At 59.9% G+C, this 24,103-nt stretch carries 26 protein-coding genes, 1 tRNA gene and 1 riboswitch; of the genes, 14 read left to right on the top strand and 13 right to left on the bottom strand.

Going from position 1 to position 24,103, the window contains the following annotated elements:
- The coding region (locus tag JWQ61_RS12580) for an aldo/keto reductase (RefSeq protein WP_304360834.1) at positions 1-815 on the bottom strand (815 nt) is incomplete at its 3' end.
- Positions 816-935: 120 nt separating this feature from the next.
- On the opposite strand from JWQ61_RS12580, the gene JWQ61_RS12585 reads away from it, so the two are divergent.
- From JWQ61_RS12585 to JWQ61_RS12600, 4 genes are all read left to right on the top strand, one after another.
- A complete protein-coding gene (locus tag JWQ61_RS12585) occupies positions 936-1,775 on the top strand; it encodes an isocitrate lyase/phosphoenolpyruvate mutase family protein (protein WP_304360835.1) in 840 nt (279 codons plus the stop codon).
- A 24-nt stretch (positions 1,776-1,799) separates the two neighbouring features.
- Positions 1,800-2,669 (top strand): alpha/beta fold hydrolase, encoded by an 870-nt coding sequence (locus JWQ61_RS12590; protein ID WP_304360836.1) that lies wholly within the window; start codon positions 1,800-1,802, stop codon positions 2,667-2,669.
- Between the two features lie 153 nt (positions 2,670-2,822).
- A complete protein-coding gene (locus JWQ61_RS12595) occupies positions 2,823-4,592 on the top strand; it encodes a M14 family metallopeptidase (protein ID WP_304360837.1) in 1,770 nt (589 codons plus the stop codon).
- 42 nt (positions 4,593-4,634) lie between these two features.
- A complete protein-coding gene (locus JWQ61_RS12600) occupies positions 4,635-4,991 on the top strand; it encodes a hypothetical protein (protein WP_304360838.1) in 357 nt (118 codons plus the stop codon).
- A gap of 425 nt (positions 4,992-5,416) precedes the next feature.
- On the opposite strand, the gene JWQ61_RS12605 is transcribed toward JWQ61_RS12600, so the two are convergent.
- From JWQ61_RS12605 to JWQ61_RS12660, 12 genes are all read right to left on the bottom strand, one after another.
- Entirely contained in the window at positions 5,417-5,989 is a 573-nt protein-coding gene (locus tag JWQ61_RS12605; RefSeq protein ID WP_304360839.1) for a GNAT family N-acetyltransferase, read from the bottom strand.
- Positions 5,986-7,581: a GMC family oxidoreductase gene (locus JWQ61_RS12610; RefSeq protein ID WP_304360840.1), complete on the bottom strand. Its 1,596-nt coding sequence runs from the start codon at positions 7,579-7,581 to the stop codon at positions 5,986-5,988. Before JWQ61_RS12610 ends, JWQ61_RS12605 begins: the two co-directional genes overlap by 4 nt.
- A gap of 165 nt (positions 7,582-7,746) precedes the next feature.
- Positions 7,747-7,971, bottom strand: coding sequence for a hypothetical protein (locus tag JWQ61_RS12615; RefSeq protein WP_120234741.1), 225 nt, complete (start codon positions 7,969-7,971; stop codon positions 7,747-7,749).
- A 130-nt stretch (positions 7,972-8,101) separates the two neighbouring features.
- Positions 8,102-8,422 carry a hypothetical protein gene (locus JWQ61_RS12620; RefSeq protein ID WP_061541276.1) on the bottom strand — a complete coding sequence of 107 codons (321 nt, stop codon included), beginning with the start codon at positions 8,420-8,422 and terminating at the stop codon, positions 8,102-8,104.
- A gap of 137 nt (positions 8,423-8,559) precedes the next feature.
- The gene (locus JWQ61_RS12625; RefSeq protein ID WP_304360841.1) at positions 8,560-9,210 is read right to left on the bottom strand and encodes a Pr6Pr family membrane protein; all 651 of its coding nucleotides are present in this window, start codon (positions 9,208-9,210) and stop codon (positions 8,560-8,562) included.
- 32 nt (positions 9,211-9,242) lie between these two features.
- Entirely contained in the window at positions 9,243-9,869 is a 627-nt protein-coding gene (locus JWQ61_RS12630; protein ID WP_120234738.1) for a riboflavin synthase, read from the bottom strand.
- A 17-nt stretch (positions 9,870-9,886) separates the two neighbouring features.
- Positions 9,887-10,975, bottom strand: coding sequence for a bifunctional diaminohydroxyphosphoribosylaminopyrimidine deaminase/5-amino-6-(5-phosphoribosylamino)uracil reductase RibD (gene ribD / locus JWQ61_RS12635; RefSeq protein WP_304360842.1), 1,089 nt, complete (start codon positions 10,973-10,975; stop codon positions 9,887-9,889).
- Positions 10,976-11,086: 111 nt separating this feature from the next.
- Complete coding sequence (locus JWQ61_RS12640) at positions 11,087-12,010, bottom strand: PilW family protein (RefSeq protein WP_304360843.1); 924 nt, start codon at positions 12,008-12,010, stop codon at positions 11,087-11,089.
- Positions 12,004-12,558 carry a GspH/FimT family pseudopilin gene (locus JWQ61_RS12645; protein ID WP_304360844.1) on the bottom strand — a complete coding sequence of 185 codons (555 nt, stop codon included), beginning with the start codon at positions 12,556-12,558 and terminating at the stop codon, positions 12,004-12,006. Before JWQ61_RS12645 ends, JWQ61_RS12640 begins: the two co-directional genes overlap by 7 nt.
- A gap of 96 nt (positions 12,559-12,654) precedes the next feature.
- Complete coding sequence (gene nrdR / locus JWQ61_RS12650) at positions 12,655-13,122, bottom strand: transcriptional regulator NrdR (RefSeq protein ID WP_014007375.1); 468 nt, start codon at positions 13,120-13,122, stop codon at positions 12,655-12,657.
- Positions 13,123-13,330: 208 nt separating this feature from the next.
- Positions 13,331-14,578, bottom strand: coding sequence for a serine hydroxymethyltransferase (glyA, locus tag JWQ61_RS12655; RefSeq protein ID WP_304360845.1), 1,248 nt, complete (start codon positions 14,576-14,578; stop codon positions 13,331-13,333).
- Positions 14,579-14,665: 87 nt separating this feature from the next.
- A riboswitch (ZMP/ZTP riboswitch) is annotated at positions 14,666-14,792 on the bottom strand.
- A 132-nt stretch (positions 14,793-14,924) separates the two neighbouring features.
- Complete coding sequence (locus JWQ61_RS12660; RefSeq protein WP_304360846.1) at positions 14,925-17,195, bottom strand: TonB-dependent receptor; 2,271 nt, start codon at positions 17,193-17,195, stop codon at positions 14,925-14,927.
- Positions 17,196-17,295: 100 nt separating this feature from the next.
- On the opposite strand from JWQ61_RS12660, the gene JWQ61_RS12665 reads away from it, so the two are divergent.
- From JWQ61_RS12665 to JWQ61_RS12710, 10 genes are all read left to right on the top strand, one after another.
- Entirely contained in the window at positions 17,296-17,538 is a 243-nt protein-coding gene (locus JWQ61_RS12665; RefSeq protein WP_304360847.1) for a hypothetical protein, read from the top strand.
- 2 nt (positions 17,539-17,540) lie between these two features.
- Positions 17,541-18,287 carry an SDR family NAD(P)-dependent oxidoreductase gene (locus JWQ61_RS12670; RefSeq protein ID WP_120234733.1) on the top strand — a complete coding sequence of 249 codons (747 nt, stop codon included), beginning with the start codon at positions 17,541-17,543 and terminating at the stop codon, positions 18,285-18,287.
- Between the two features lie 86 nt (positions 18,288-18,373).
- Positions 18,374-18,832 carry a tol-pal system-associated acyl-CoA thioesterase gene (ybgC, locus tag JWQ61_RS12675; protein WP_304360848.1) on the top strand — a complete coding sequence of 153 codons (459 nt, stop codon included), beginning with the start codon at positions 18,374-18,376 and terminating at the stop codon, positions 18,830-18,832.
- A 234-nt stretch (positions 18,833-19,066) separates the two neighbouring features.
- Positions 19,067-19,768, top strand: coding sequence for a protein TolQ (gene tolQ, locus JWQ61_RS12680; RefSeq protein WP_014007380.1), 702 nt, complete (start codon positions 19,067-19,069; stop codon positions 19,766-19,768).
- Positions 19,768-20,202, top strand: a complete 435-nt coding sequence (locus JWQ61_RS12685; RefSeq protein WP_304360849.1) for a biopolymer transporter ExbD — start codon at positions 19,768-19,770, stop codon at positions 20,200-20,202. The genes tolQ and JWQ61_RS12685 overlap by 1 nt, the downstream gene beginning before the upstream one ends.
- Positions 20,203-20,212: 10 nt before the next feature.
- Entirely contained in the window at positions 20,213-21,106 is an 894-nt protein-coding gene (gene tolA, locus JWQ61_RS12690) for a cell envelope integrity protein TolA (RefSeq protein ID WP_304360850.1), read from the top strand.
- Positions 21,107-21,109: 3 nt separating this feature from the next.
- Complete coding sequence (gene tolB, locus JWQ61_RS12695) at positions 21,110-22,393, top strand: Tol-Pal system beta propeller repeat protein TolB (RefSeq protein WP_304360851.1); 1,284 nt, start codon at positions 21,110-21,112, stop codon at positions 22,391-22,393.
- A 51-nt stretch (positions 22,394-22,444) separates the two neighbouring features.
- Entirely contained in the window at positions 22,445-22,963 is a 519-nt protein-coding gene (gene pal, locus JWQ61_RS12700) for a peptidoglycan-associated lipoprotein Pal (RefSeq protein ID WP_304360852.1), read from the top strand.
- A gap of 38 nt (positions 22,964-23,001) precedes the next feature.
- Positions 23,002-23,712 (top strand): tol-pal system protein YbgF, encoded by a 711-nt coding sequence (ybgF, locus tag JWQ61_RS12705; RefSeq protein WP_304360853.1) that lies wholly within the window; start codon positions 23,002-23,004, stop codon positions 23,710-23,712.
- Positions 23,713-23,802: 90 nt separating this feature from the next.
- Positions 23,803-23,878: transfer RNA gene (locus JWQ61_RS12710), tRNA-Lys, on the top strand.
- Positions 23,879-24,103 lie beyond the last annotated feature (225 nt).

The following is a 24,103-nucleotide window of genomic DNA, read 5'->3' on the forward strand; positions in this document are numbered from 1 at the left end:
GGCGGGAATGCCTGGTCAAGCTCCGCCAGGTCCTGCGCCGTGAGTGCGACATCGAGCGCCGCACGGTTCTCGCGCACATGCTCCGGGGCGACTGCCTTGGGAATGACGATGACCTGCTCTTGCCGCAGCAGCCATGCCAGCGCTATCTGCGCCGGGCTGGCCGCATGCCTTGCCGCGACCGCCAGCAGATGCGGGTTGCCGAGCAAGCGCTTCTGTTCGCTGGCGGACGATTCCAGCGGCGAATACGCCATCACCGGTATCGCGCGTTCACGACACCAGGGCAGCAGGTCCCATTCAACGCCGCGCCGTTTCAGGTTGTACAGCACCTGGTTGACCGCGACCTGTCTGCCGCCGGGCAGGTCGCTGACTTCCTGCATGCCGTCCCGGTCGAAATTGCTGACGCCGAAGTCGCGTATCTTCCCCGATTGCTTGAGCGATTCGAATGCTTCGAGCGTTTCCGCCAGCGGCACCGAACCGGGCCAGTGCAACAGATAGAGATCGATATGGTCGCTGCCGAGCCGCTTCAGGCTGCGTTCGCAGGCGGTCTGCATGCCGCGCCGGTCGGCGTTGTGCGGATAGACCTTGCTGACCACGAATACCTCCTCGCGGCGTCCCCGGATTGCCTCGCCCACGACTTTTTCGGCGCCGCCGTCGGCATACATCTCCGCTGTGTCAATCAGCGTCATTCCAAGGTCCATGCCCAGTTGCAGCGCGTCGATTTCGCGCTTTTTCCGGGCCGGGTCTTCTCCCATGTACCAGGTTCCCTGTCCCAATACAGGAATGACGGCGCCTGAAGGTAAAAGCAAGGTCTTCATTGTCGGGATTGCGATCCAAAAGGTTAATTTTGCGCGAGAACAGCAGTTTTTTCCAAGTTTTTGTGCTGCATCGCTCCTAAACTCGATTTCATTCTACAACGTAATCAAATGGAGAAAACCATGCAATCCAGCGCAGCCCGGAAGCAGTCAAATACTTTTCATCAGTTGCACCTCGGCCCTCAACCGTTGACTTTATTGAATGCCTGGGATGCTGCCAGCGCGCGCATCCTCGAACGCGCCGGGGCGCCGGCTATCGGCACCACCAGCGCGGGCATGGCGTGGGCGGCCGGTTATGCGGACGGCGAGCGGATGCCGGCCGCCGAACTGATCGCTGCCTGCGCCCGCATCTGCCGTGTCGCCAGCGTTCCGGTGAGCGTCGACATCGAACGTGGCTTCGGCCGCAGCACAGAAGAAGTAAGCGACGTCGTCCGGGCGTTAGTGGACATGGGCGTCGTCGGCATCAATATCGAGGATGGAGTGCTCCCGGGAACAAGCCAACTGGCGCCGCCGGAAATCCTGTGCGAACGCATCAGCGCGCTGCGCAAGATGCTGGCGCAGATGGATGCGCGGTTGTTCATCAATGCCCGCAGCGACACCTATTTTGTCGCCAACGACGATCCGGCGGCGCGTTACGAAGACACGGTGCGGCGCTCGCAGATGTATGCCACGGCCGGCGCCGACGGCATCTTCGTGCCAGGCATGGCGAACATCGACGACATAACGGGCTTCACGCAGACGGTTTCCTTGCCAGTGAACATCTACACCGGTTACGCCGGCGCGCCAGATGTCGATGTGCTAGAGCAGGCTGGCGTACGGCGCATCAGCGTAGGTTGCGGCCCCTTGCAATCCGCGCTCGGCCTGCTGCAGAGGATTGCCGGTGAAGCGCTCAGCCAGGGCAGCTTCCATGCCATGGGCAGCGGCATGCTTTCCGGCGGCGAAATCAATGCCCTTTTCCCCTAGTAACTTCACAGAAAGCACACGACCATGAACAAGAATGATTTTGAAGCATTGCGCAAGTTCATCGACACACCTTCGGGCCGCATCAGCTATGTCGAACAAGGTACAGGGCCGGTTGCCTTGTTCGTGCACGGCGTACTGGTGAACGGCTATTTATGGCGCCATCAGCTGTCCGAGCTGAGCGCGATACGGCGTTGCATCGCCGTCGACCTGCTGGCCCACGGCGCGACCGAGATCAAGCCGGACCAGGATGTGTCGTCGGCGGCAAACGCCCTGATGCTGCGGCAGTTCCTGGATGCGCTCGGAATCGACAGCGTCGACCTGGTCGGCAACGACGGCGGCGGCGGCATGGCGCAGATTTTTGCCGCCGCCAATCCGCAACGCGTGCGTAGCCTGACCCTGACTGACTGCGATACCCACGACAACTGGCCGCCGGAGGCATTCAAACCTTTCCTGGCCCTGTCCGCCGGCGGCGGCCTGAGCGGGGCGCTGCATACCATGCTGTCCGACAAAGGGTTCTACCGGTCCGCCAACGCACTTGGCCCGGCGTACGAAAATCCGGCCAGCGTGAGCGATGAGGCCATCGAGATCTATTTGCGCCCCCACCTGACCAGCGCCCAGCGCACGCGCGACCTGGAACGGTTCCTGGCGGCGTTCGATTGCACGGATACGGTGTCGGTGGAAGCGCAGCTGAAAAAACTCCACGCGCCGACATTGATCGTCTGGGGCAGCGACGACATATTTTTTGACGTGAAGTGGTCACACTGGCTTGAGAAAACCATTCCAGGCACGCGCCGGCGGGTGCAGCTGGATGGCGCCCGCCTGTTCTTCCCGGAAGAGCGCTGGCAGACATTCAACGCGGAACTGAGCGCGCACTGGCGGCACGCGGCTGCCTGAAAAATGCACACGGCAGCGCCCTCGGTTGCATCCGCGGACGCTGCCAGGCAGACAATTCAATGCCACTATGTGCCACTAAGCAATATTTCAGCAGGCGCGCTAGAATCCTCCAATCATTTTGTTATTCATCATCCAACCGTTGGAGCTTGATTCATGCTGCGTTCTGCTGTGTTGTCCGCCCTGCTTACCCTTTCCGTCACTCCCTTCGCCCAGGCCGCCGATCCGCTGAGTACGGTGGCCGAACGTTCCGGCTTCCAGAAAACCGGGCGTTACGAGGAAGTCATCGCGCTCTGCGCCGCGTTTCAGAAAGCCTATCCGAAACAGGTGCACTGCACCGAGTTCGGCCGCACCCCCGAAGGCCGGCCGATGCTGGCCCTGATCGTTTCGCGCAGCGGCGCGCTGACTGCGGAAGCCGCGCACCAGCGCAATGTGCCGGTGCTGCTGATACAAGGCGGCATCCACGCGGGCGAGATCGACGGCAAGGACGCCGGTTTCCTGGCCTTGCGTGAAGCCTTGCAAGACACCTCCGCCAACAGCGTGCTGAACAAGCAGGTGCTGGTTTTCGTACCGGTGTTCAATATCGACGGCCATGAGCGCTTCGGCCGCTGGAACCGCCCTAACCAGCGCGGTCCGGAAGAAATGGGCTGGCGCACCACCGGTCAGAACTTCAACCTGAACCGCGACTACGCAAAAGCCGACGCGCCGGAAATGCAAGCCATGCTGCAGCTGGTCAACCGCTGGGATCCGCTGGCTTATATCGACCTGCATGTTACTGACGGCGCCAAGTTCGAGCATGACGTTTCGATCCAGGTCGAGCCGGTGCACGCCAGCGACCTGGCCCAGCGCAAGGATGGCGAGGCGCTGCGCGACGCCGTGATCGGCGATCTGACCAAACAGGGTTCGCTGCCGCTGCCGTTCTACATGTCGTTCAAGGTCGACGACGACCCTAGTTCAGGGTTTGTCGACGGCGTCTCGCCGCCGCGCTTTTCCACCGGTTATTTCCATCTGCGCAACCGCTTCGGCATGCTGGTCGAAACCCATTCCTGGAAAGATTACCCGACCCGCGTGCGCATCACGCACAACACCATCGTCTCGATCATGGCGCAAATCGCCGCGCACGGCGACGCATGGCTGAAGACCGCGCAGCAGGCCGACCTGCGCGCCGCCAAGCTGGGCGGCCAGCCGGTTGCGCTGAGCTACGAGGCAAGCGAAAAAACCCGTCCGGTGGCGTTCCGCGGTTATGAATATACGCGCACCCAGTCAGATATTTCGGGCGCACTGATGACGCGTTACGATGAGAGCAAGCCGCAAATCTGGAATGTCACGGTGCGCGACGACCTGCAGCCCGACGTCAGCGTCAATGCGCCGCAGGCCGGTTACCTGGTGCCGGTGGCGCACGCTGCCTGGGTCGGGCAGAAACTGCGGCAGCATGGCATCGCTTTCCGCGTGCTGCCGGCGGCGCTGAACCGGGTGACCCTGGAAACTTTCCGCGCCACCAAAACCGGTTTCGCGGCGCAATCGATGGAGAGCCATCAGCTTCTCAAGCTGGAAGGAACATGGCATGGCGAAACCCGCGACCTCGGCCCTGGCGCGCTGTTCGTGCCGATCGCCCAGGCCAAGGCGAGGTTGGTGATGGCATTGCTGGAGCCGCAGGCGCCGGATTCGCTGGCGGCGTGGGGCGAGTTCAACAATGCCTTCGAGAAGAAAGAATATATGGAAGCGTATGTAGCGGAAGATGTCGCGCGCGAACAGTTGGCGGCGGACCCGGCGCTGGCGGCCGAGTTCAAGAAGAGACTGGCGGACGATCCTGAATTTGCCAAAGATCCGGCAGCGCGGCTGGAGTTTTTCGCGCGCCGCCATTCTTCTTGGGACGAGCGTTTTAACCTGTATCCGGTGATGCGGACTGCGGTCGTGCCAGGATAAGTCAAAGGAAGATGATATGCAGCCACAACAACGGAATCGCTGATGGGCAACAATGAGGAGAACAAGCCGGGCAATCCTGCGGCGGCGCGTCCTGAAGAACGCTATCGGCAAGTGCCTCAGGGATTCCGGCCGGGGCTGATTACTGCGATCACCGTCTTGCTCGGTTTCTCGCTCACCTTCTTGCGCTTCTGGGGCGTTGAAGATGTCTCGCATTGGACCTGGCACGCGCTGGGCGTTACTTTTGCGCTGGGGGTCGTGATTGCGTTGCAGATCGTGGCCCTGTTCCGGGCCTTGCGTATTGAAGACGATGAAGTACGCGAATACCGCAAAACCGTACGCTGGTTTATCGCGTCCACCATCCTGCTGCTGGTTGGCTTGCTGGTCGCTGCTCTCGACTGAGGCCGTCGAGGCGAACGCCGGGAATTACTTCTGGCTGTTGCCGATTTTTTTCGACAGGTAGAAACGCAGGGCAAAAGCGGCGACAACGGCGAGTAAAGGCAGGGCTTGAATGAAAGTCATGGCAGGGCTCCGGTTAGATAAACTGTGTTGATGCATCGCAGCATATAAAAACCGGGCACATATGGCCAATTCTTATTTCTGATTCCTTATATAAGGTTCATGAATATCTGGCCGGCTGCCGAACCCATCCTGGAATATAAAAAGCCCGCTATCTTTAACGATGCGGGCTTTCCCTGTCTCCTCACCTCTAGAGAGATGGACTCTTTTTTGCGTGAAGCGATACTGATCCAAAAAACTTTAACAGTCATCATGCGCCGCAACATAGCGTTGTTTTGCACCAACAGGCGCATATACCGCTTGTCTTGTCAGGCTGTTTTCGCGTAGCGATAGCGATACTCGTCGCTATTGTCATTTTTGAAATAATCGGCATTGGGTAACAATGCCTCGCGCTTGAAGCCCAGCCGCTCCACCAGGGCAATCGACGCCTGATTCCTGGTGTCGATCAGGGCATATACCGAGCGGGCGGCGAAAACGTCGATCAAATGATCCCTGAGCAGCAAGCACATTTCCGTTGCATAACCGCGCCTCTGGTGCGCGGAGAAGACAAAATACGCCAGCATCGCCTGCCCGTCCGCTTCGATACCGGCTTGCAAGTAAGCTACATACTCATTGCTGCCGCTGAGCCGCACTGCCCAGTTCAGCCAGATTTCGGAACCGTCCGGGGAACAACGGCTTTCCAGCCGGCGGTAACGCTCGCTCAGATGCGCCAACGACGCCGGTGCCTCCTGTGGAATGAAGGGGTACAGAGCCGGATCGCAGAAGTGCGGATACAGCGCTGCGGCGTGCGCTTCCACCAGCGGCTCCAGGATCAGGCGCCGGGTAAGCAAGGTGGTTTCCGCCGGTTTCGAACCATTCGCAGCCTGGTGATCCGGCATCATCGTCCTTGGCGGATGAAATCCACCGCCTTTTCAGCGATCATGATGGTGGGTGCATTGGTATTGCCGCCGATCAGGGTGGGCATGATGGAGGCATCCACCACGCGCAGGCCCTGGATGCCGCGCACCCGCAAGGTCGGATCCACCACGGCGGCCGGGTCGACACCCATCTTGCAAGTGCCGACCGGATGGTAGACCGTATCGACATGCTGCCTGAGGATGGCACGAATCTGCTCGTCCGACTGCACATCCGCGGTGCGCATGTCGCGTGTGCTGTAGGCAGCCAGCGCCGGCGCCTCAAGCAGTTTGCGTGTCATCTTGAAAGCGTCCACCATGTCTTCCAGGTCTTGCGGGTGGTCCAGGAACTTGGGATCGATCAGCGGCGCGTCCTGCGGATTGGTGTTGCGCAGACTGACATCGCCCTTGCTCTGCGGCCGCAGCAGGCAGACGTGGCAGGAAAAGCCGTGGCCGAGGCGCAGCTTGCGCGCATGGTCTTCAACGCCGGCCATGACGAAATGCAGCTGCAGGTTGGGTGCAGGCAAATCCGGCCGGGTCTTCAGAAACCCGCCGCACTCGGCGAAATTACTGGTGAGCATGCCGCGCCGCTCATGGCGGAAGCGCTTCAGTTCCTTCAGCATGCGCAGCGAACCGCTGGCCGAGATGCCGAAGGTATCCAGGCTGTCCGATTTATGGCAGAACACGAAATCCGGATGGTCTTGCAGGTTCTTGCCGACGCCGGGCAAATGATGTCGGACCTGGATGCCGAGCTTGCGCAGTTCGGTGCCGTCGCCGATGCCGGACAACATCAGCAATTGCGGCGATTGGAAAGCGCCGGCGGCCAGGATCACTTCGCGCCGCGCACGCAATATGCGCAACTGGCCGCCTTGCCTGACTTCGACGCCGACTGCCCGCCCCTGCTCGATGATCAGGCGCTCGGCATAGGCGCCGGTTTCCACCCGCAGGTTGCTGCGCTGTCCCAGGTGCGGCATCAGGTAGGCGCGTGCGGCGCTCCAGCGTTCGCCGTTTTTCTGCGTGACCTGGTAAACGCCCAGTCCCTCTTGCTGCTCGGCGTTGAAATCCGCACTGAGCGGATAACCGGCCTGACGTGCGGCTTCCAGGTAGTGTTGCTGGATCGGGTTGTCGCTGCGCAGGTCGCTGACCCATAAAGGGCCATCCTGGCCATGCCAGGCGTTGGAAAACTGTTCGTTGTGCTCTGATTTCTTGAAATAAGGCAGCACATCGTCGAACGACCAGCCGCTATTGCCGAGCTGGGCCCAATGATCGTAATCGGAGCGATGGCCGCGGATATAGATCATGGCGTTGAGCGCCGATGATCCGCCCAGCGCCTTGCCGCGCGGCTGGTAGCCGCAGCGGCCGTTGAGGCCGGGTTGCGGCACGGTTTCGAAAGCCCAGTTGTTGATCCGGGTCGGCACCATGGCAACCGCGCCGACCGGCATCTTCACCATCCAGCTGTCGCCGCTGCCGCCGGCTTCCAGCAGGCATACCGATATTTCAGGATCTTCCGTCAGGCGGCCCGCCATGACACTGCCGGCCGAACCGCCGCCTATCACCACAAAGTCGAACTCGTCATTCACTGTGCGTCTCCCGCTCTGGTTATATTTATGCAGCTGGACAAGCCAACGGCAACAAATTTAACAGCTGCGGGAAGATCGCGCCATGTGGTGAGCTAGAGCATTTGTTTCAATTACGCAAAATATCCAATCGAGAGCATATTCAATCGGGACAATGCCGCAACAGCCTCAGTGCGCTTTCGACATGACTACCAACCACTTGCGGAACAGCAATATTTCAAGATGGCCAGCCTGGATGCCGGCATTGCATTCGAGTACGGGGTTGCTTCGATAGAGGCGCTTGTAGAAATCGCGGCAGATGAACAGCTCACGCTTGCCGAAGCGCATCAGGATTGAGGAAGGGGTAGACTCCATACCAAAGCGGGAGCCGGAGGTAATATCCAAGTTCGTCATGGCAGCAATTCCAATCTCGTTGAAGGGAATTGCACTGTACCATAACTACTGTATATACATACAGTAAATTGCAGTGTGTCTGTTTTTAGTCACGCCGCAGGCCAAGGGCCGGCAGCGTGGCTCGCTTCAATCAACGGCGCCAGCCGCGGTCATGCCAGTAATGGTCGTGCCAGCCGCGGCCCCCACGCCAGTAACCCGGACGGCCGTAATAAGCCGGCGGATAGTAGCCAGGAGCGCCGTACACCACGACCGGAGGCGGCCGCACATATACTGGCGGCGGCGGTGCGTAGTAGACCGGCGGTGGTGCGTAATAGACTGGCGGCGGTGCGTAATAACCAGGCCCCGGCACACCGATATTCACCGACCAATGGGCTCCGGCAAACGCCGGGGCTGCCGAGAACAGGCTGACGGCAAGCAGTCCGAGCAGGGCAACGCGCATGGGATTTTTCATGGCAGGTCTCGATGGCTTTGAGTTAAACATAACTATATTTAACCTAATTTTCGAAGGCTGCGCTACGTACAAGTCGTAAGGCCTGTAACAACATGTATCTCTCTATGTAAATTGTGGCTTTTTTCGCACAAGCGGAGTTAATCAATCGCCAAGTCCTGGCGCTTATACCGGGCGATTGCAACCAGGGCCATCGCGATCAGGAAAAATCCCATCAGCAGCATGGCGGCATTGGCCATCACCCGCGGATAACCGAGCTGGATGACATTCAGGAACGGATAGGGATAAAACCCCGACAAGCCTCCGCGCACCATCGCCATCGCAAAATAAGCCAGCGGGTAGATCAGCCACAGCAGGCTGTCTTTTGCCTGCAAACCGCTCTTTGCGGAAAACAGCAACCAGTACAAGACGAACAGCAAGGGGACCACGGTGTGCAAACCCTCGTCCGACAGCCTGTGCAGGCCGGTGAACGGCGTATGGTTGCGCAGCAGGAGGTTGTAACCGAGGCCGACAATGATGATGTACAAGGTCATTGCAGTGAGCACCCCGGGCCGGGAAAAGAAGCGGCCGGGCGTGGAATCCGGCTTGAGCAGCAGCAACGTGCAGCATACCGCCAGCAGGACATTGGTCAGGATGGTCAGGTAGCCGAACATGCGCCAGACGGCTTCACCGTAGGTCATGCCCTTGCCCAGCAGGATCGGAATGGAAATGGAAAATTGCGCGGCGATGGAAAACCATGCGACCAGCGTAATCAGCAGCAGCAATAACTGCGGTGCGATGGCTTTTTTCATGAGCGGATTCCGGGGTATCTGGACTGGCCGCCTTAGGAAGCCGCGCCCTGGTCGACGCTCAACATGCGTTCCACATAGCGGGCGATCAGATCCACTTCCAGGTTGACCTGCTTACCGACCTGCAGGTGTTTCAGCGACGTCACTTCAATCGTGTGCGGGATCAGGTTGATCGAAAACAGGCAGCCGTCGGCCACGTCGTCGACCCGGTTCACCGTCAGCGACACGCCGTTGACCACCACCGAACCCTTGTAGGCGAAATATTTGGCGAGATCGCGCGCGGCCTTGATCACCAATTCCCAGGACTCACCCACCGGCTCGAATTTCTGTACTAGCCCGAGGCCGTCGACATGGCCCGACACCAGGTGGCCGCCCAGGCGGTCAGCCAAGGTCAGGGCCTTTTCCAGGTTGACCTCGCCGGCGGCGTCGAGGCCGACAGTACGGTTCAGGCTTTCGCGCGAAACGTCGACTTCAAAGCTGCCTGCGCTCTTCTCGACCACGGTCATGCAGGCGCCGTTCAAGGAAATCGAATCGCCCAGCGCAACATCGGCCAGCGACAAAGCGCCGGCGTCGATCTTCAGCCTGACGCCGTCCTCGGCGCTGGAACCCAGCGGTTTAACGGAAGTAATTTTGCCGACGGCGGCGACGATACCAGTGAACATGATGACAATATAGAAAATTAACGGAATCGTGCAAGGATACGCAAATCCTCGCCAACCTGCTTGATTTCATGGAATTTCAGGTTCAGCTTGTGGTCCAGGCTCTCCAGCGCCGGCAGGCTGAACATGCCGCGGCCGTCGCCCAGGATGGACGGCGCCAGGTAGACCAGCAATTCGTCGACGCAATGTTCGCGGATCAGCGAGGCATTCAGCTTGGAGCCGGCTTCGACATGCAATTCGTTGATCTGGCGTTTACCGAGTTCGAGTATCACCTGCGGCAAATCGACCTTGCCGTCAGCGTTCGACAGCACCACGATCTCCGCGCCTTGCTGCTCCAGCAAGGCCTGTTTTTCGGCATCGGCGACGGCGCTGAAAATCAGGTTGCCGCCGCCCGCCAGGATTTTTGCATCCGGACTGATGCTGAGCTTGCTGTCGACGATCACCCGCAGCGGCTGCCGCAGCATCGGCGGCACGATGCGCACCGTCAGCTGCGGATTGTCTTCTTTCACGGTGCCGATGCCGGTCAGGATGGCCCCGGCGCGGGCGCGCCACATGTGGCCGTCGTCACGCGCCGCCTGCGAGGTGATCCACTGGCTCTGGCCGTTATGCAGCGCAGTCTTGCCGTCCAGGCTGGCCGCGACTTTCAGCCTGACCCAGGGTTTGCCGGTTTGCATCCGCGTGAAAAACCCGATGTTCAGCTCGCGCGCCTGCGCCGCCAGGACGCCGGATTCGACCGCGATCCCCGCCGCCTGCAGGCGCGCCATGCCCTGCCCTGCCACCAGCGGATTGGGATCGTCCATCGCCGCCACCACCTTGGCCACGCCGGCCTGCACCAAAGCATCGGCGCAAGGCGGCGTGCGGCCGAAATGGCTGCACGGCTCGAGCGTGACGTAGACGGTGGCGCCGCGCACATCGTGGCCCTTGGCGGCGGCATCCTGCAGCGCCTGGATCTCGGCATGGTTGCCGCCCGGCGGCTGGGTGAAACCGCTGCCGATGACCTGGCCGTCCTTGACGATCACGCAGCCGACGGCGGGATTCGGCGCGCTCGACAGCAGGCCGTTTTCGGCAAGCTGCAGGGCCTGCGACATCAACTGTTCAACCGCGGTCATGGGAAAAGCCTGGAAATCATGTAAAAGCCGTCAGAAAGGAGAGATGCAATGATTGTACAAAATATGCCGCCGCCGCCGTTAATTAATATGCGATACCACCTATAGCCCTGTTCAAGGCGTGACGGCAGCACGGTTGCGCAAGGTGACCACCCGCCTGAATACGGCCCGCAGGCGGCGGTCGTTGGCCACCCTGGCGCTGCCGGTGCAATCGACATAGCGCTGCGGATCGATGGCCAGGTTGTTCTCGCCGCGCAACTGCAGGCACAGGCCGACGCGGACGACCCGTTCCCAGTTTTGCCGCTGGTCGTCGGACAAGGCGGCTACTTGCGTTGCGTTCAGGAACCGGTGCGGCGTTGCATCGCCAGCCGCAGCCACGCCAAAGGTCAGCTGCAGGTCTTCGACGTTGTTGACCACCGGTTGCGCGCTGACGTTGCCCTGACAATAAAGAGAGTTTGCGCTGCCACCGGAGCGTGCAGCGACAAAATAAAAATTGCGCGCAATAGTCACATTCGGCGCCAGCATATAGGCCGGATGGTCAGGCGGCACGGCAATCGCGGCCAGCCGCGCGCCATTGCAGTCGACGCCGGCGCCGCTGGGCGGATCGGAATAGTCGTCCGAGCGGTAACTGACTTCAAAAGCGGCCATCCCGGCCTCCGGGCTGCACGAAAAATCTTTCTCTCCCGGTCCCAGCGGCTTGACGAAGCCGTACTCGCAGCCGCGCAAGCCTTGCGCCGGCGTGCCGTCGCCGAGAATGAAATCGGTGACGGGCGCCGCACCTGCGGGCGAGACCGCGCTCACCACATTGCCGAACCAGGCTTGCCGCAGATCCCTTTCCATCAGGATCATGGCGTAATTACCGTCCTGGTACAGGCGCCGCTTGTCTTCGTTCAGGCGGAAGCTGGCTTTGCCGCCCAGGTAAAGCGTCGTGCTCAGCAACAGCAGACCGGATGCAATCGCCAGCGCCGCCAGCAACTCCACCATTGACAGGCCGCCGTGGACACAAGCTTGCCTGCGGCGGCTGGCGATGTTCAGCATTCGCTGGCATCCGGCTTTACGCTGATGCGGCCGGTGTTGGCGATGCATATCGTGCGCGCAAATTCGCTGTTATGGCTGATGGCCAGGTTCGTGAAGCTGCTGCTGGTGTTGCCGCCGCTGTGGTAGGTGATCGTCGTCCTGCCGGCAACAACCTGGACATTCTCATCCAGCGCGCCGTGCCGCAACAGTATTTGCCGGCTGTCGGCCGCCAGCACCAGCCAGCCGGCGCCCCAGTCGCCGGCGGCGCGCCTAGCCGTGGCGGCCGCGCTGCAGAGGGCATCGGCAGAATCGGCATCTATGCTGCGGCAGAGCAGCACCGCGCGGCCGCGCTGGATGGCCTCGCTGCGCGCCAGCGTGAGTGCGGCGACCAGCTGGCTGGTGTCGGCGGCCAGCCGGTTCTGGATCACGAACGCCCGCATCGACGGCAAAGCCAGGCCCAGCAGGATGCTCGCGATCGCCAGCGTGATCATGGCCTCGACCAGGGTCAGGCCCGAATCCGGCGCAATTCCCGTTGCGCCAGCATGCATGGACGATCGCGGCAAAAACATACAGAGCTCCCGGCTATTAAGTTTTTATTTCATTTTTATTAACCATTCTGACAAAAAAATAGCGCCGGACTGAGCGGCGCTAGCGTATTTAAGAATTTACTTTCGTCGGCTCGGCGGTCCGGAAAACTCTTCGATCATGTTCTGGAATTCGGCGACGTCTTCAAAGCTCTTGTAGACCGAGGCGAAACGGATATACGCAATCTTGTCCAGCCGCTTGAGTTCCCGCATCACCAGTTCGCCGACATGGCCGGACAGCACTTCGCGTTCGCCGCTGGACAGCAGTTTTTCCTTGATGCGCTGCAAAGCCTCATCCAGCGCCTCCACCGATACCGGGCGCTTGCGCAGGGCCAGCATCAGGCTGGCGCGCAGCTTGAGCGGATCGAAGTCGGTGCGGCTGCCGTTCTTCTTGACGATCACCGGCATCGCCAGCTCTATCCGTTCAAAGGTGGTGAAGCGTTTGTCGCATTGCATGCAACGGCGCCGGCGGCGGATCGAATCGCCCTCTTCCGACACGCGCGTGTCGAGCACCTGGGTTTCTTCATGCTGGCAGAATGGACATTTCATGATGGCGGTAATCCGAAGGTTATAACGGCGTGCAGTGTCGGCAGTTCCATCTCTACATTATTCCTTTTCGTGGCCGCGCGCCAAACCGACCAGACTGGCGCTATTTGGCGCTACATGGCGCATGGGCCCGGGCAGACTTGAAGCTGCACCGGGCCCATGACTTCTTGCAATTGCCGGCCTGCCCTGAGGCACACCGGCAATCACTACATCAGGCTGCGTACACCGGGAAAGCGTCGGTCAGTTTCTTGACTTCGGCCTTGACCCGTTCGATGGTCGCTGCGTCATGCGGATTGTCCAGCACGTCGGCGATCAGGTTGCCGACCTTGGTCGCTTCCGCTTCCTTGAAACCGCGGGTAGTGAACGCCGGGCTGCCGACACGGATGCCGGAAGTGACGAACGGCTTTTCCGGATCGTTAGGAATCGCATTCTTGTTGCAAGTCATGTGCGCCGAGCCCAGGATCGCTTCGGCTTCCTTGCCGCTGATCTTCTTGGCGCGCAGGTCGACCAGCATCACGTGCGATTCGGTGCGGCCGGAAACGATGCGCAAGCCGCGTGCGATCAGTGCTTTCGCCAGGGCGTCGGCATTCTTCACTACCTGCTGCTGGTAAGCCTTGAATTCCGGCGTCAGCGCTTCCTTGAACGCCACTGCCTTGCCGGCGATGACGTGCATCAGCGGGCCGCCCTGGATGCCTGGGAAAATCGCCGAATTGATGGCTTTTTCGAACTCGGCCTTCATCAGGATGATGCCGCCGCGCGGGCCGCGCAGGGATTTGTGGGTAGTCGACGTCACGAAGTCGGCGTGCGGCACCGGATTCGGATATTCGCCCGCCGCGATCAGGCCAGCATAGTGCGCCATGTCGACCATGAAGTAAGCGCCAACCGCCTTGGCTACTTTAGACATGCGCTCGAAATCGATGCGCAGGGCGTAGGCCGAGGCGCCGGCGATGATCAGCTTCGGCTTCTTTTCGTGCGCCAGGCGCTCGAATGCTTCGTAATCGATTTCTTCTTTTTCGTTGAGACCGTAGGACACCACGTTGAACCACTTGCCGGACATGTTCAATGCCATGCCGTGCGTCAGGTGGCCGCCTTCCGCTAGCGACATGCCCATGATGGTGTCGCCTGGCTTGAGCATGGCGAAGAACACGCCCTGGTTGGCTTGCGAACCGGAGTTAGGCTGGACATTGGCGGCTTCAGCGCCGAACAGTTCCTTGACGCGGTCGATCGCCAGCTGCTCGGCGATGTCGACGAATTCGCAGCCGCCGTAATAACGCTTGCCTGGATAACCTTCAGCGTACTTGTTGGTCAGCTGGGTGCCTTGCGCTTCCATCACGGCAGGCGAAGTGTAGTTTTCCGACGCGATCAGCTCGATGTGTTCTTGCTGGCGGTGGTTTTCTTTCTGGATGGCGCTCCACAATTCCGGATCGACATTGGCGATGGTATGGTTTTTTTCGAACATGTGATACTCCAATCGATAAGGGTGTGCCTAAATCGAATGAGGGCCAGGGTATTGTTGGAATGCGGCAGCCTCAGTCGTACTTTCCATTAGGGCTGCCCAGGCGCACGGCGGATGAAATCTCACGCTTCCCGGTGGATGCCCACCTTTTGCCGAGAGCCGCTGCGATCTTGTGAATCCGCGCGGTCCGGTTTTTTCGCCAGTCACGTGAGACGAAATGGTGCGGCTATTGTAAGCGAAGCACCTGGTTTGGGCAAGATTGGCCCGGGCTTCGGCGCTGGATAAAAAAAGCCGCCCCGGAGGACGGCTTTTGCATGGAATTTACCAAAAAGACAACGATTACGGGTGTTTATATCTTGCCCGCCAGGCTGATGCCTATGGTGCGCGGCGCAATCCGGTAACCCTCGGATACCGACTGCACGTTCGGACGCTGGATCACCTTGTCGCTATTGGTTGCATTCTTGACAAACAGGGTCAGCTCCCAGCGATCGAAAGTGGCGCCGACGCTGGCGTCGACGGTGCTGTAGGCCGGGCGCTGGTAATCCGGATCGGTAGCCACCAGGGTGCCGTGACTGCTGCCGGTCCAGTGCGCGGCGGCGCGGGCGAAGCCGTAATAATCGCCGGGCAGGTTGAAGCTATATTGGCCGGTCAGGCTGACGTTGTATTTGGGTACGCCCTGGATCGGATCGCCGGCGTGCGCTTTCAGCGACGGCACGTCGGACGACAGGGTGGCCTTGGTGTAGCCGCCGGACAGGCCGAGCAGGATGTTGGAAGTCGGCTTGCCCTTGATCTCGAACTCGGCGCCGTAGCTCTTGGCCTTGCCGACGTTGGTTTCGTAATCGAAGCCGCAGCCTGGCAGCGTGATGTCCTGCTGCAGGCCGTCCCACTGGATATAAAAGACCGATGCGTTGACCGACAGGCGGTTGCCCAGCAGGCGCGACTTGTTGCCCAGTTCATAGCTCCACAGCTTGTCGGACTTGAACGACGTCGGCGCTTCGGTAATGCCGAGATTGGCGAAGTCGGATGCGCACAGCGACGCCGGGATCGGACGGGTATTGCCGCCCAGGCGGAATCCTTCGGTGGCCGAGGTGTACACGGTGTTGTTGGGATCGACTTCCCAGATCAGCGAAAACTTCGGCGTCAGCTTGGAAGAACTGCTGCTGACCGATGAACTGGTCGGGCCGCCGTTCCAGTAATCGTCGCCGTTGCGGCTCAGGCTGTCGGTGGCTTGCAGGTAGCGCAGGCCGACGGTGCCGTGCAGGGTCGGCATGAAATAATAGTTCAGCTCGCCGAACAGCGCTTTCTGCTCGGTACGGTAATGGCGCTCGCTGAAGTAGGAATTGTCGTTCGGGAAGGCGATCCCGAGCTGGCCCGGATCGGCCGGATTGGCGCCGAACGCGGCGTAAGTGGCATTGAGGCCGAAGATCGGTTCGTTGTCGGTCACATTGGTATGCAGGTTGGCGTAATAGACGCCGCCCAGCCAGGTGAAAGGCGAGACTTTCTGGTCATACGGCTTGGAAGTGACGCGGAATTCCTGCGAGAACTGCCGGATCTGGTTCTGCAGGTACACCGCGGACGGCAAAGCGCCGATTGCGGCGGCGAGGCCAGGCGGCGTATCCGGCACCGCCGAACCGAGATTGTTGACGGTGGTGCCGTCCTGGGTGCGGTTGAAGGTGCGCTGGTAAAAACTGGAAACCGAGATCAAGTCGGCCTGGCCCAGGTCGTAATTGACGGTCAGGCTGGGCACCAGCAGGCGGTCGTTGCCCGGTTCGCGCACCAGCTTGCTGGTCTGGTTCTTGGGCAGGTCCAGATAGGAGGCATCGATATCCTTGGAATTGACTTCCTGGTAGAACACCGACGGCGTGATGCTCAGGTTGCGGGTCGGCTGCCATTTCATCGCCAGCTTCACCACGCTGGAATCCTGGGAATTGATGCCGGAAGCAATCACGTTGCCGGTGGTTGGCGATACCTGGTCGATATAACCGCTTTCATGGCCGGTCTGGATGCCGATGCGCAGCGCCAGTTCGCCCGGGATCAGGGGCTGGTTGACGACGCCGTTGACGGTGTAGTTGGTGCCGCCGCCCTTGGTCCCCGAGACTTCGGAATAGAAGCTGGCTTCGCGCTCCTTCAGGTTGGGCTGGTTGCTGATGAACTTGATGGTGCCGCCCATCGAACTGGCGCCATATAGCGTGCCCTGCGGGCCGCGCAGCACTTCGATGCGGTCGATGTCGAAGAACTTCGGTTCGGAACTGCCCATGCTGTACAGGTTGCGCGTGGTCATCGAGACGTCGTCCAGGTAGACGCCGACGGTGGCCGAACCGGCGGCTGAACTGATGCCGCGGATTTCGATGTTGCTCAGGCCGGCGCCGGAACCGCTGGCGCCGGAGAACGAGATGTTCGGCATGGCCCGCGTCACGTCTGCAAAATTGTTGATGTGCGCAGCCTGCAGTTCCTCGCCGCTGATCACCGAGATGCTCAGCGGCACCTTGCTCGCATCTTCCTTGCGCTTTTGCGCCGTGACGACCACCGCTTCAATCTGGTCGCTCTGCTTCGCCGATTTTTTTGTCTCGGGTGCCGCGGTTGTATCGGCGGCAAGCTGTTGCGCAGAAGCCGTAGCCAACAGTAATGTGGAAGTTGCTGCGGCCACAGCAATCGCACAGGTCAGATTCGAGGAACCAGGTCTCATTGTTTTATAACCCTATGGTAGGCAGCGGTGAAAAATGCTTATCAGCAATATTTATGCCACGCCGGCTTTCCTGCAAAAGGGCATTGCTGCCAGCAGCAACCCGGGGCGCCAAGATCGGGGACTGTTTTTATGTCACGTTCTGGTGCGGCTTGCACCAAAGCAAATACGCGACCGTCCTGCCGCGCACTTCAGCGATAGGCATTGGCGGCCCGGCAAATTGGGCTACAATTTCCGGCTGGACCGACACGCAACCAATACGCAACAACAGGAGCATTGACCATGATTGTCTTGATTACCGGCGCAACCGCTGGCTTCGGCGCCGAAATGGCACGTAAATTCACCAAGAACGGCCATCAAGTGATCGCTACCGGCCGCCGCAAGGACCGGCTGGACCAGCTGGCTGCCGAACTGGGCGCAGCGGTGCTGCCTATCGTCATGGACGTCACCGACAAGGCATCGATCAGCAGCGCGCTGGCGGCGCTGCCGGCGGCATGGCAGGAAATCGACGTGCTGGTCAATAACGCCGGCCTGGCGCTGGGCGTGGAATCGGCGCAGCAAGCCTCGCTGGAAGAATGGGAAACCATGATCGAAACCAACTGCAAGGGCCTGGTGACCATGACCCGCCTGGTGCTGCCCGGCATGGTGGCGCGCGGACGCGGCACGGTGATCAACCTCGGCTCCATTGCCGGCGAATACCCTTATCCGGGCGGCAATGTGTATGGCGCCACCAAGGCTTTCGTCAAGCAGTTCACGCTCAACCTGCGCGCCGACCTGGTGGGCACCGGCGTGCGCGCTACCGATATCGCGCCGGGTTTGTGCGGCGGCACCGAATTTTCCAATGTGCGCTACCGCGGCAACGACGAAGCGGCCGCCAAGGTGTATGAAGGCACGCAGCCGCTGACGCCGGGCGATATTGCCGATACCGCCTACTGGGTCGCGACCCTGCCGGCCCACATCAATATCAACCGCATTGAAATGATGCCTACCTGCCAGGGTTTTGCGGGCATGACCATCAAGCGCAACTAAGCAACCAGGGACAACTGAGCCGAAACGGCTACAGCGCAACATCGGCTGTAGCCGCTGTCCCGTACACAAGCAAGGCAATCCAGACAATGAGCAAGATGACCTCCGTCCCGCATGCAGACTTCAGCTGGCGTATCCGGGTCTACTACGAAGACACCGATACCGGCGGCGTAGTGTTCTACGCCAATTACCTGAAATTTTTCGAGCGCGCCCGCACCGAGTGGCTGCGCGCGGCCGGCGTCGGCCAGCGCACGCTGGAACAGACCGACGGCGTCATGTTCGTCGTGAAAAGCACCAGCGTCGATTACCATGCGCCGGCCAAACTGGATGACGAACTGGAATTGACGGTGGTGGTCGAGCGCCTTGGCCGCGTCGGCGTCGATTTCATCCAGCAAGCCTGGCGCCTGGGCGAGGATAAGCCGACCCTGCTGGCGACCGGCCGCATCAGCGTGGCTTGTGTCAACGCCGTCACCTTCCGGCCGCAAGGCATCCCGAAACAGGTATTGCACAATATCAAGCCAGGCGCCCGGCATGCTGCAGCGGCATAAAGCTTGCTTTAATGTACTCAGTCGTACTCAGTCAAAATAGTTCACTATAGCAACCCTTGAACCTTCAGGCGTTTGGTATGGTCTGAGCAACATTGCAACAAATCCGGGGCAAGCAATAACGTCCGGTAACAATTCCTTCACCAATTGCTAATTTGGCGGTAAGCACTTTACGTTTACAATTCGTTGTTTAAGTCCTTTACTTAAACCTAAGACCATTCCTCAAGACCGCTATCCATGAATGTCACCCAAGATCTTTCGTTTATCACCCTCATTACCAATGCTTCAGTATTAGTACAGCTAGTCATGGCGCTGCTGCTGGCAGTTTCCGTGATGAGCTGGACCTACATTTTCCGCAAGATGTTCGCGATCCGCAGCGCCCGCTCGCAGACGGAAGAATTCGAGCGCGCATTCTGGTCCGGCGGCAACCTGGCTACCTTGTACCAGGACGCCACCTCGAACCGCCGCAAAGGCGCCGGGCAAACCGGTGCGCTGGAACGCATTTTCGAAGCCGGCATGGATGAGTTCAACAAGGTCAAGGCGTCGCTCGGCCACAAGAGCGCGGGCGACTCCGCCGCCTTGCTGGACGGCGCCCGGCGCGCCATGCGCGCGGCTTACCAGCGGGAAATGGATGCACTGGAATCGCACCTGGCTTTCCTCGCTTCGGTCGGTTCGGTATCGCCTTATGTCGGCCTGTTCGGCACCGTGTGGGGCATCATGAATGCCTTCCGCGGCTTGGCAAACGTACAACAGGCCACGCTGGCGGCAGTTGCGCCCGGCATCGCCGAAGCCCTGATCGCCACCGCGATCGGCCTGTTCGCCGCGATTCCGGCGGTAGTTGCCTACAACCGTTTCTCGCATGATGTCGACCGCCTGGCCATCCGCTTCGAGAGCTTCATCGAAGAATTCTCCAACATCTTGCAACGTCAGGCGCGCTAATGTCCGGCTCCTCATCCATGCGCGGCGGCCGCACCCGCAAATTCAAGGCGGATATCAACGTCGTTCCGTACATCGACGTGATGATGGTATTGCTGGTGATTTTCATGGTGTCGGCGCCGCTGACCAATCCGAGCGTCATCAATTTGCCGAATGCGGCGAAATCGGCGACGCCGCCGACCGAATATATCGAAATCACCCTGAAGCCGGGCGACCTGACCAGCGTGCGCATCAACGGCCAGAAAAGCGGCACCAGCAAAGCCGAGAGCGTGCCGCGCAACGGCTTGAAGCAGAAGCTGCAGCTGCTGCATGCCGACAAACCCGACATGCCGGTGATGATTTCCGCCGACAAGGATATCAAATACGACGATGTGATCAAGGTCATTTCGGAAGCCAAGATGCTTGGCATTAACCGCGTCGGACTGGCGACAAAGTGACGATCTGGTTATGACAGGCAACTCCCCGTATTCCGTACCAAAAGAACCCGGCAGCATACGCGCTATCTTGCTCGCAGCGGCGGTGCATGCCGCCTTGTTTGCCTTCCTCTGGTTCGGCATCCACTGGCAAAGCACGCAGCCGATAGCCGTCGAGGCCGAAATCTGGGATCCGCAGATCAAGGACGCCGCGCCGACGCCGCCGGAACCAGTGCCGCAGCCGACCCCGGAACCGAAGCCGGAGCCGGTGGTCCAGGAAACCACGCCGCCGAAGGTGGTGGCGCCGCCATTGCCGGATCCGGAAATCGCGCTGGAACAGGAAAAGAAACGCAAAGAACAGGAACGCAAGGACCTGCAGCGCCAGGAAGACCTGGACAAGCAGCGGAAATTGCAAAAACAGCAAGAGGAACAAGAGCAGAAGGACAAGTTGAAGGCCGAGGCTGAGCAGAAAGCCGCCAAGGACAAGGCTGCGGCCCAGGAAAAACAGAAACTGGATGCCGCCAAAAAGACCGAGGCCGCCGCTGAAACCAAGCGCCGCAGCGATGAAATGAAGCGCATGCTGGGCCAGGCCGTCGGCAACGGTCCGGCCAACAGCACCGGCACCGCGGCCCAGTCGCAGGGGCCGCGCGGCGATCCTGGCTATGCGCAAAAGGTCGCCAGCAAGATCAAGTCGAACATTATCTTTAACGTGCCCGAAGGCCTGGCCGGAAACCCGGCAGCGGAATTTGATGTCCAACTGCTACCGGACGGTTCGGTGGCGAGCGTGCACCTCAGGAAATCCTCTGGAGTTTCCGGTTTTGACGAGGCAGTCAAACGAGCGATTGAGAAATCGGCGCCTTATCCAAAAGACAAAACGGGTTCTGTTCCGTCCAGCTTCATCGGAACCCATAAACCGAAAGATCAGTAAGCCATGAAAAACAAACTGCACCAACTATTCGCGGCCATCGGGCTCGTGCTTGCCGCCGTGGCGTTCAGCGCCCCGGCCAACGCCCAGCTGCGCATCGAAACGTCCGGCGTCGGCGCCACCCAGATTCCGATTGCCATCGCCGGCTTCAGCAACGAAGACCTGGCGCCGCAGCAGGTTACCGCGATCATCAAGGCGGATCTGGCGCGCAGCGGATTTTTCAAGATTATCGATACCGGCGATGTCATCTCGGAAGCGAGCCAGGTCAACCTCGGCGACTGGAAAGCGCGCGGCGCCGACGCCCTGGTGGTCGGCAGCGTGCAGCGCCTGGCCGACGGCCGTTTCGATGTGCGCTACCGCCTGATGGACACCGTCAAATCGGCCCAGCTGTCAGCACTGGCGATGGCTGCCGCGCCACAGTACACGCGGGTCACCGCCCACAAGATCGCCGACGACATCTATGAAAAACTGATCGGCACGCGCGGCGCATTTGCTACCCGCATCGCTTACATCATCAAGGCCGGCAAGGAATACCGGCTGGAAGTAGCCGACTCCGACGGCGAAGGCACCCAGGTCGCGCTGCGCTCCAACGAACCGATCATTTCGCCGGCCTGGTCGCCGGACGGCACCAAGGTCGCCTACGTCTCGTTCGAAGCGAAAAAACCGGTGGTCTATGTGCAGAACCTGATCACCAAGCAGCGCATCGTGGTGGCCAACTACAAGGGTAGCAATTCGGCGCCGTCGTGGTCGCCTGACGGCAGCAAGCTGGCGATTGCGCTGGCGCGCGACGGCCTGACCCAGGTCTACGTGGTGAACTCCGACGGCGGCGGCTTGCGGCGCCTGACCCAGACCAACGGCATCGACACCGAGCCGCAATTCTCGGCGGACGGCCAGAACATCTACTTCACCAGCGATCGCAGCGGCGGCCCGCAAATCTACAAGATGAGCGCCAGCGGCGGCGACGCCCAGCGCGTGACCTTCGGCGGCACTTACAACATCAGCCCGCGGATTTCACCCGACGGCAAGACGCTGGCGTACATTTCGCAGCGCGGCGGCCGCTTCCAGCTGTATGCGCTGGACCTGAGCAACGGCCAGGAACAGCGTTTGTCGGACACCGTCAAGGATGAGTCCCCGAGTTTTTCGCCAAACGGCAAATACATCATGTACGCCACAGAATCGGGCCGCCGCGGTTCGCTGGCAGTAGTCTCAGTTGACGGCCGCGTAAAACAGCGCTTAACTATGCAGGCAGGCGATATACGGGAGCCTACTTGGGGTCCTTTCATGAAATAATCACGTAGTTACTTTGAATCGACGTTCGTTTCCCACTCTGGAGAATTAAAAATGCTAAATATCAGAAACTTTGCCCTCGTCGTTGCCAGCGCCATCTTGCTGGCCGCTTGCTCATCCCCTGTCAAGCTGGACGACAAGGCAGTCCCGGTCGTCGACAGCGGCGCCACCGGCGCTGATGCCCGTTCCGTCAATACGGTTGATGCCGGTTCCAGCGATCCGCTGAACCAGCCAGGCGGCATCCTCTCCAAGCGCAGCATTTACTTTGACTTCGACAGCTACACAGTCAAGGACGAGTTCAAGGCAGTAGTCGAAGCGCACGCCCAGTACCTGAACAGCCACAAGAACCGCAAGATCATCATCCAAGGCAATACCGATGACCGCGGCGGCCGCGAATACAACCTGGCGCTGGGACAAAAACGCGCCGAGGCAGTGCGCAAGGCATTGGTCTTGTTGGGCGTATCGGACACCCAGGTCGAAGCAGTTTCGCTGGGCAAGGAAAAGCCTAAGGCTCTCGGCAGCGACGAAGCGTCCTACGCTGAAAACCGCCGCTCTGATATCGTTTATCAATAATGATGCGGACGTTCTTCAAAGCCACGATGACTGCGGCCATGCTGGCCGCAGTTTTTTCCGCTCCGACCGCCCGCGCCGGGCTGTTTGACGACGATGAAGCACGTCGGGCGATATTGGACATACGCAACAAGATCGACGCGGTGAGCGCCAAGGTCGATACCAAGGCGGACAAGACCAGCTCCTTGAACCTGTCCGACCAGAATGATCGCCTGAACCAGGAAATCGCCAAGCTGCGCGGACAGATCGAAGTGCTGACCAACGAGCTGGCCAATACCCAGCAGCGCCAGAAAGATTTCTACGTCGACCTCGATACCCGCATGCGCAAGCTGGAGCCGCAGAAGGTCAGCGTCGACGGCCAGGAAGTGAGCATCGGCGCCAACGACCAGAAGGCCTACGATGCAGCGCTGACGACCTTCAAGGCCGGCGACTATAAAACCGCGGCAACGGCGTTTTCGAATTTCGTGCGCTCCAACCCGGATTCGGGCCTGGCGCCATCCGCGCAATACTTCCTGGGCAATTCGTATTACGCCCTGCGCGATTACAAGAATGCGATTGCAGCGCAGCAGGTAGTGGTCAGCAAGTACGCCGACAATCCCAAGGCTGCCGACGCACTGTTGACTATCTCCAGCAGCTACACCGAGCTGAAGAATAAACCGCAGTCCAAGCGCGCACTGGAACAGCTGCTGTCGCAGTATCCAAACACGCAGGCGGCCCAGACAGCAAAGGAACGCCTGGCCACGCTCAAGTGAGCGGCAAAATTTAATTTTGCAGATTATATAAATAAAAGTGCATATGGGTTTGACAGCTCATATACACTTTACATATAATAGCGGTCTTTCGGGTCGTTAGCTCAGCTGGTAGAGCAGCGGACTTTTAATCCGTTGGTCGCAGGTTCGAATCCCGCACGGCCTACCACGAATAAGCAGTAAGAAATAGAAACAAACAGAAACGCAGAAGCAGCCGCTTGCAGAAATGTAAGCGGCTTTTTTGTTTTTGCCCGCCTGCTTTTCCGCCATCGCATGGCCCTCTTTCCCTCTTCAAATCCGGCAGTTGACCACGCATTTGTTGCAAATAATTTCCATCCAGCTATCTATTTTCGAATTTTATGTTGCAGAACCCGTTTTTTAACCCTTACGGCGC

Source organism: Collimonas fungivorans, assembly GCF_028292705.1.
GTDB lineage: Bacteria > Pseudomonadota > Gammaproteobacteria > Burkholderiales > Burkholderiaceae_D > Collimonas > Collimonas fungivorans_B.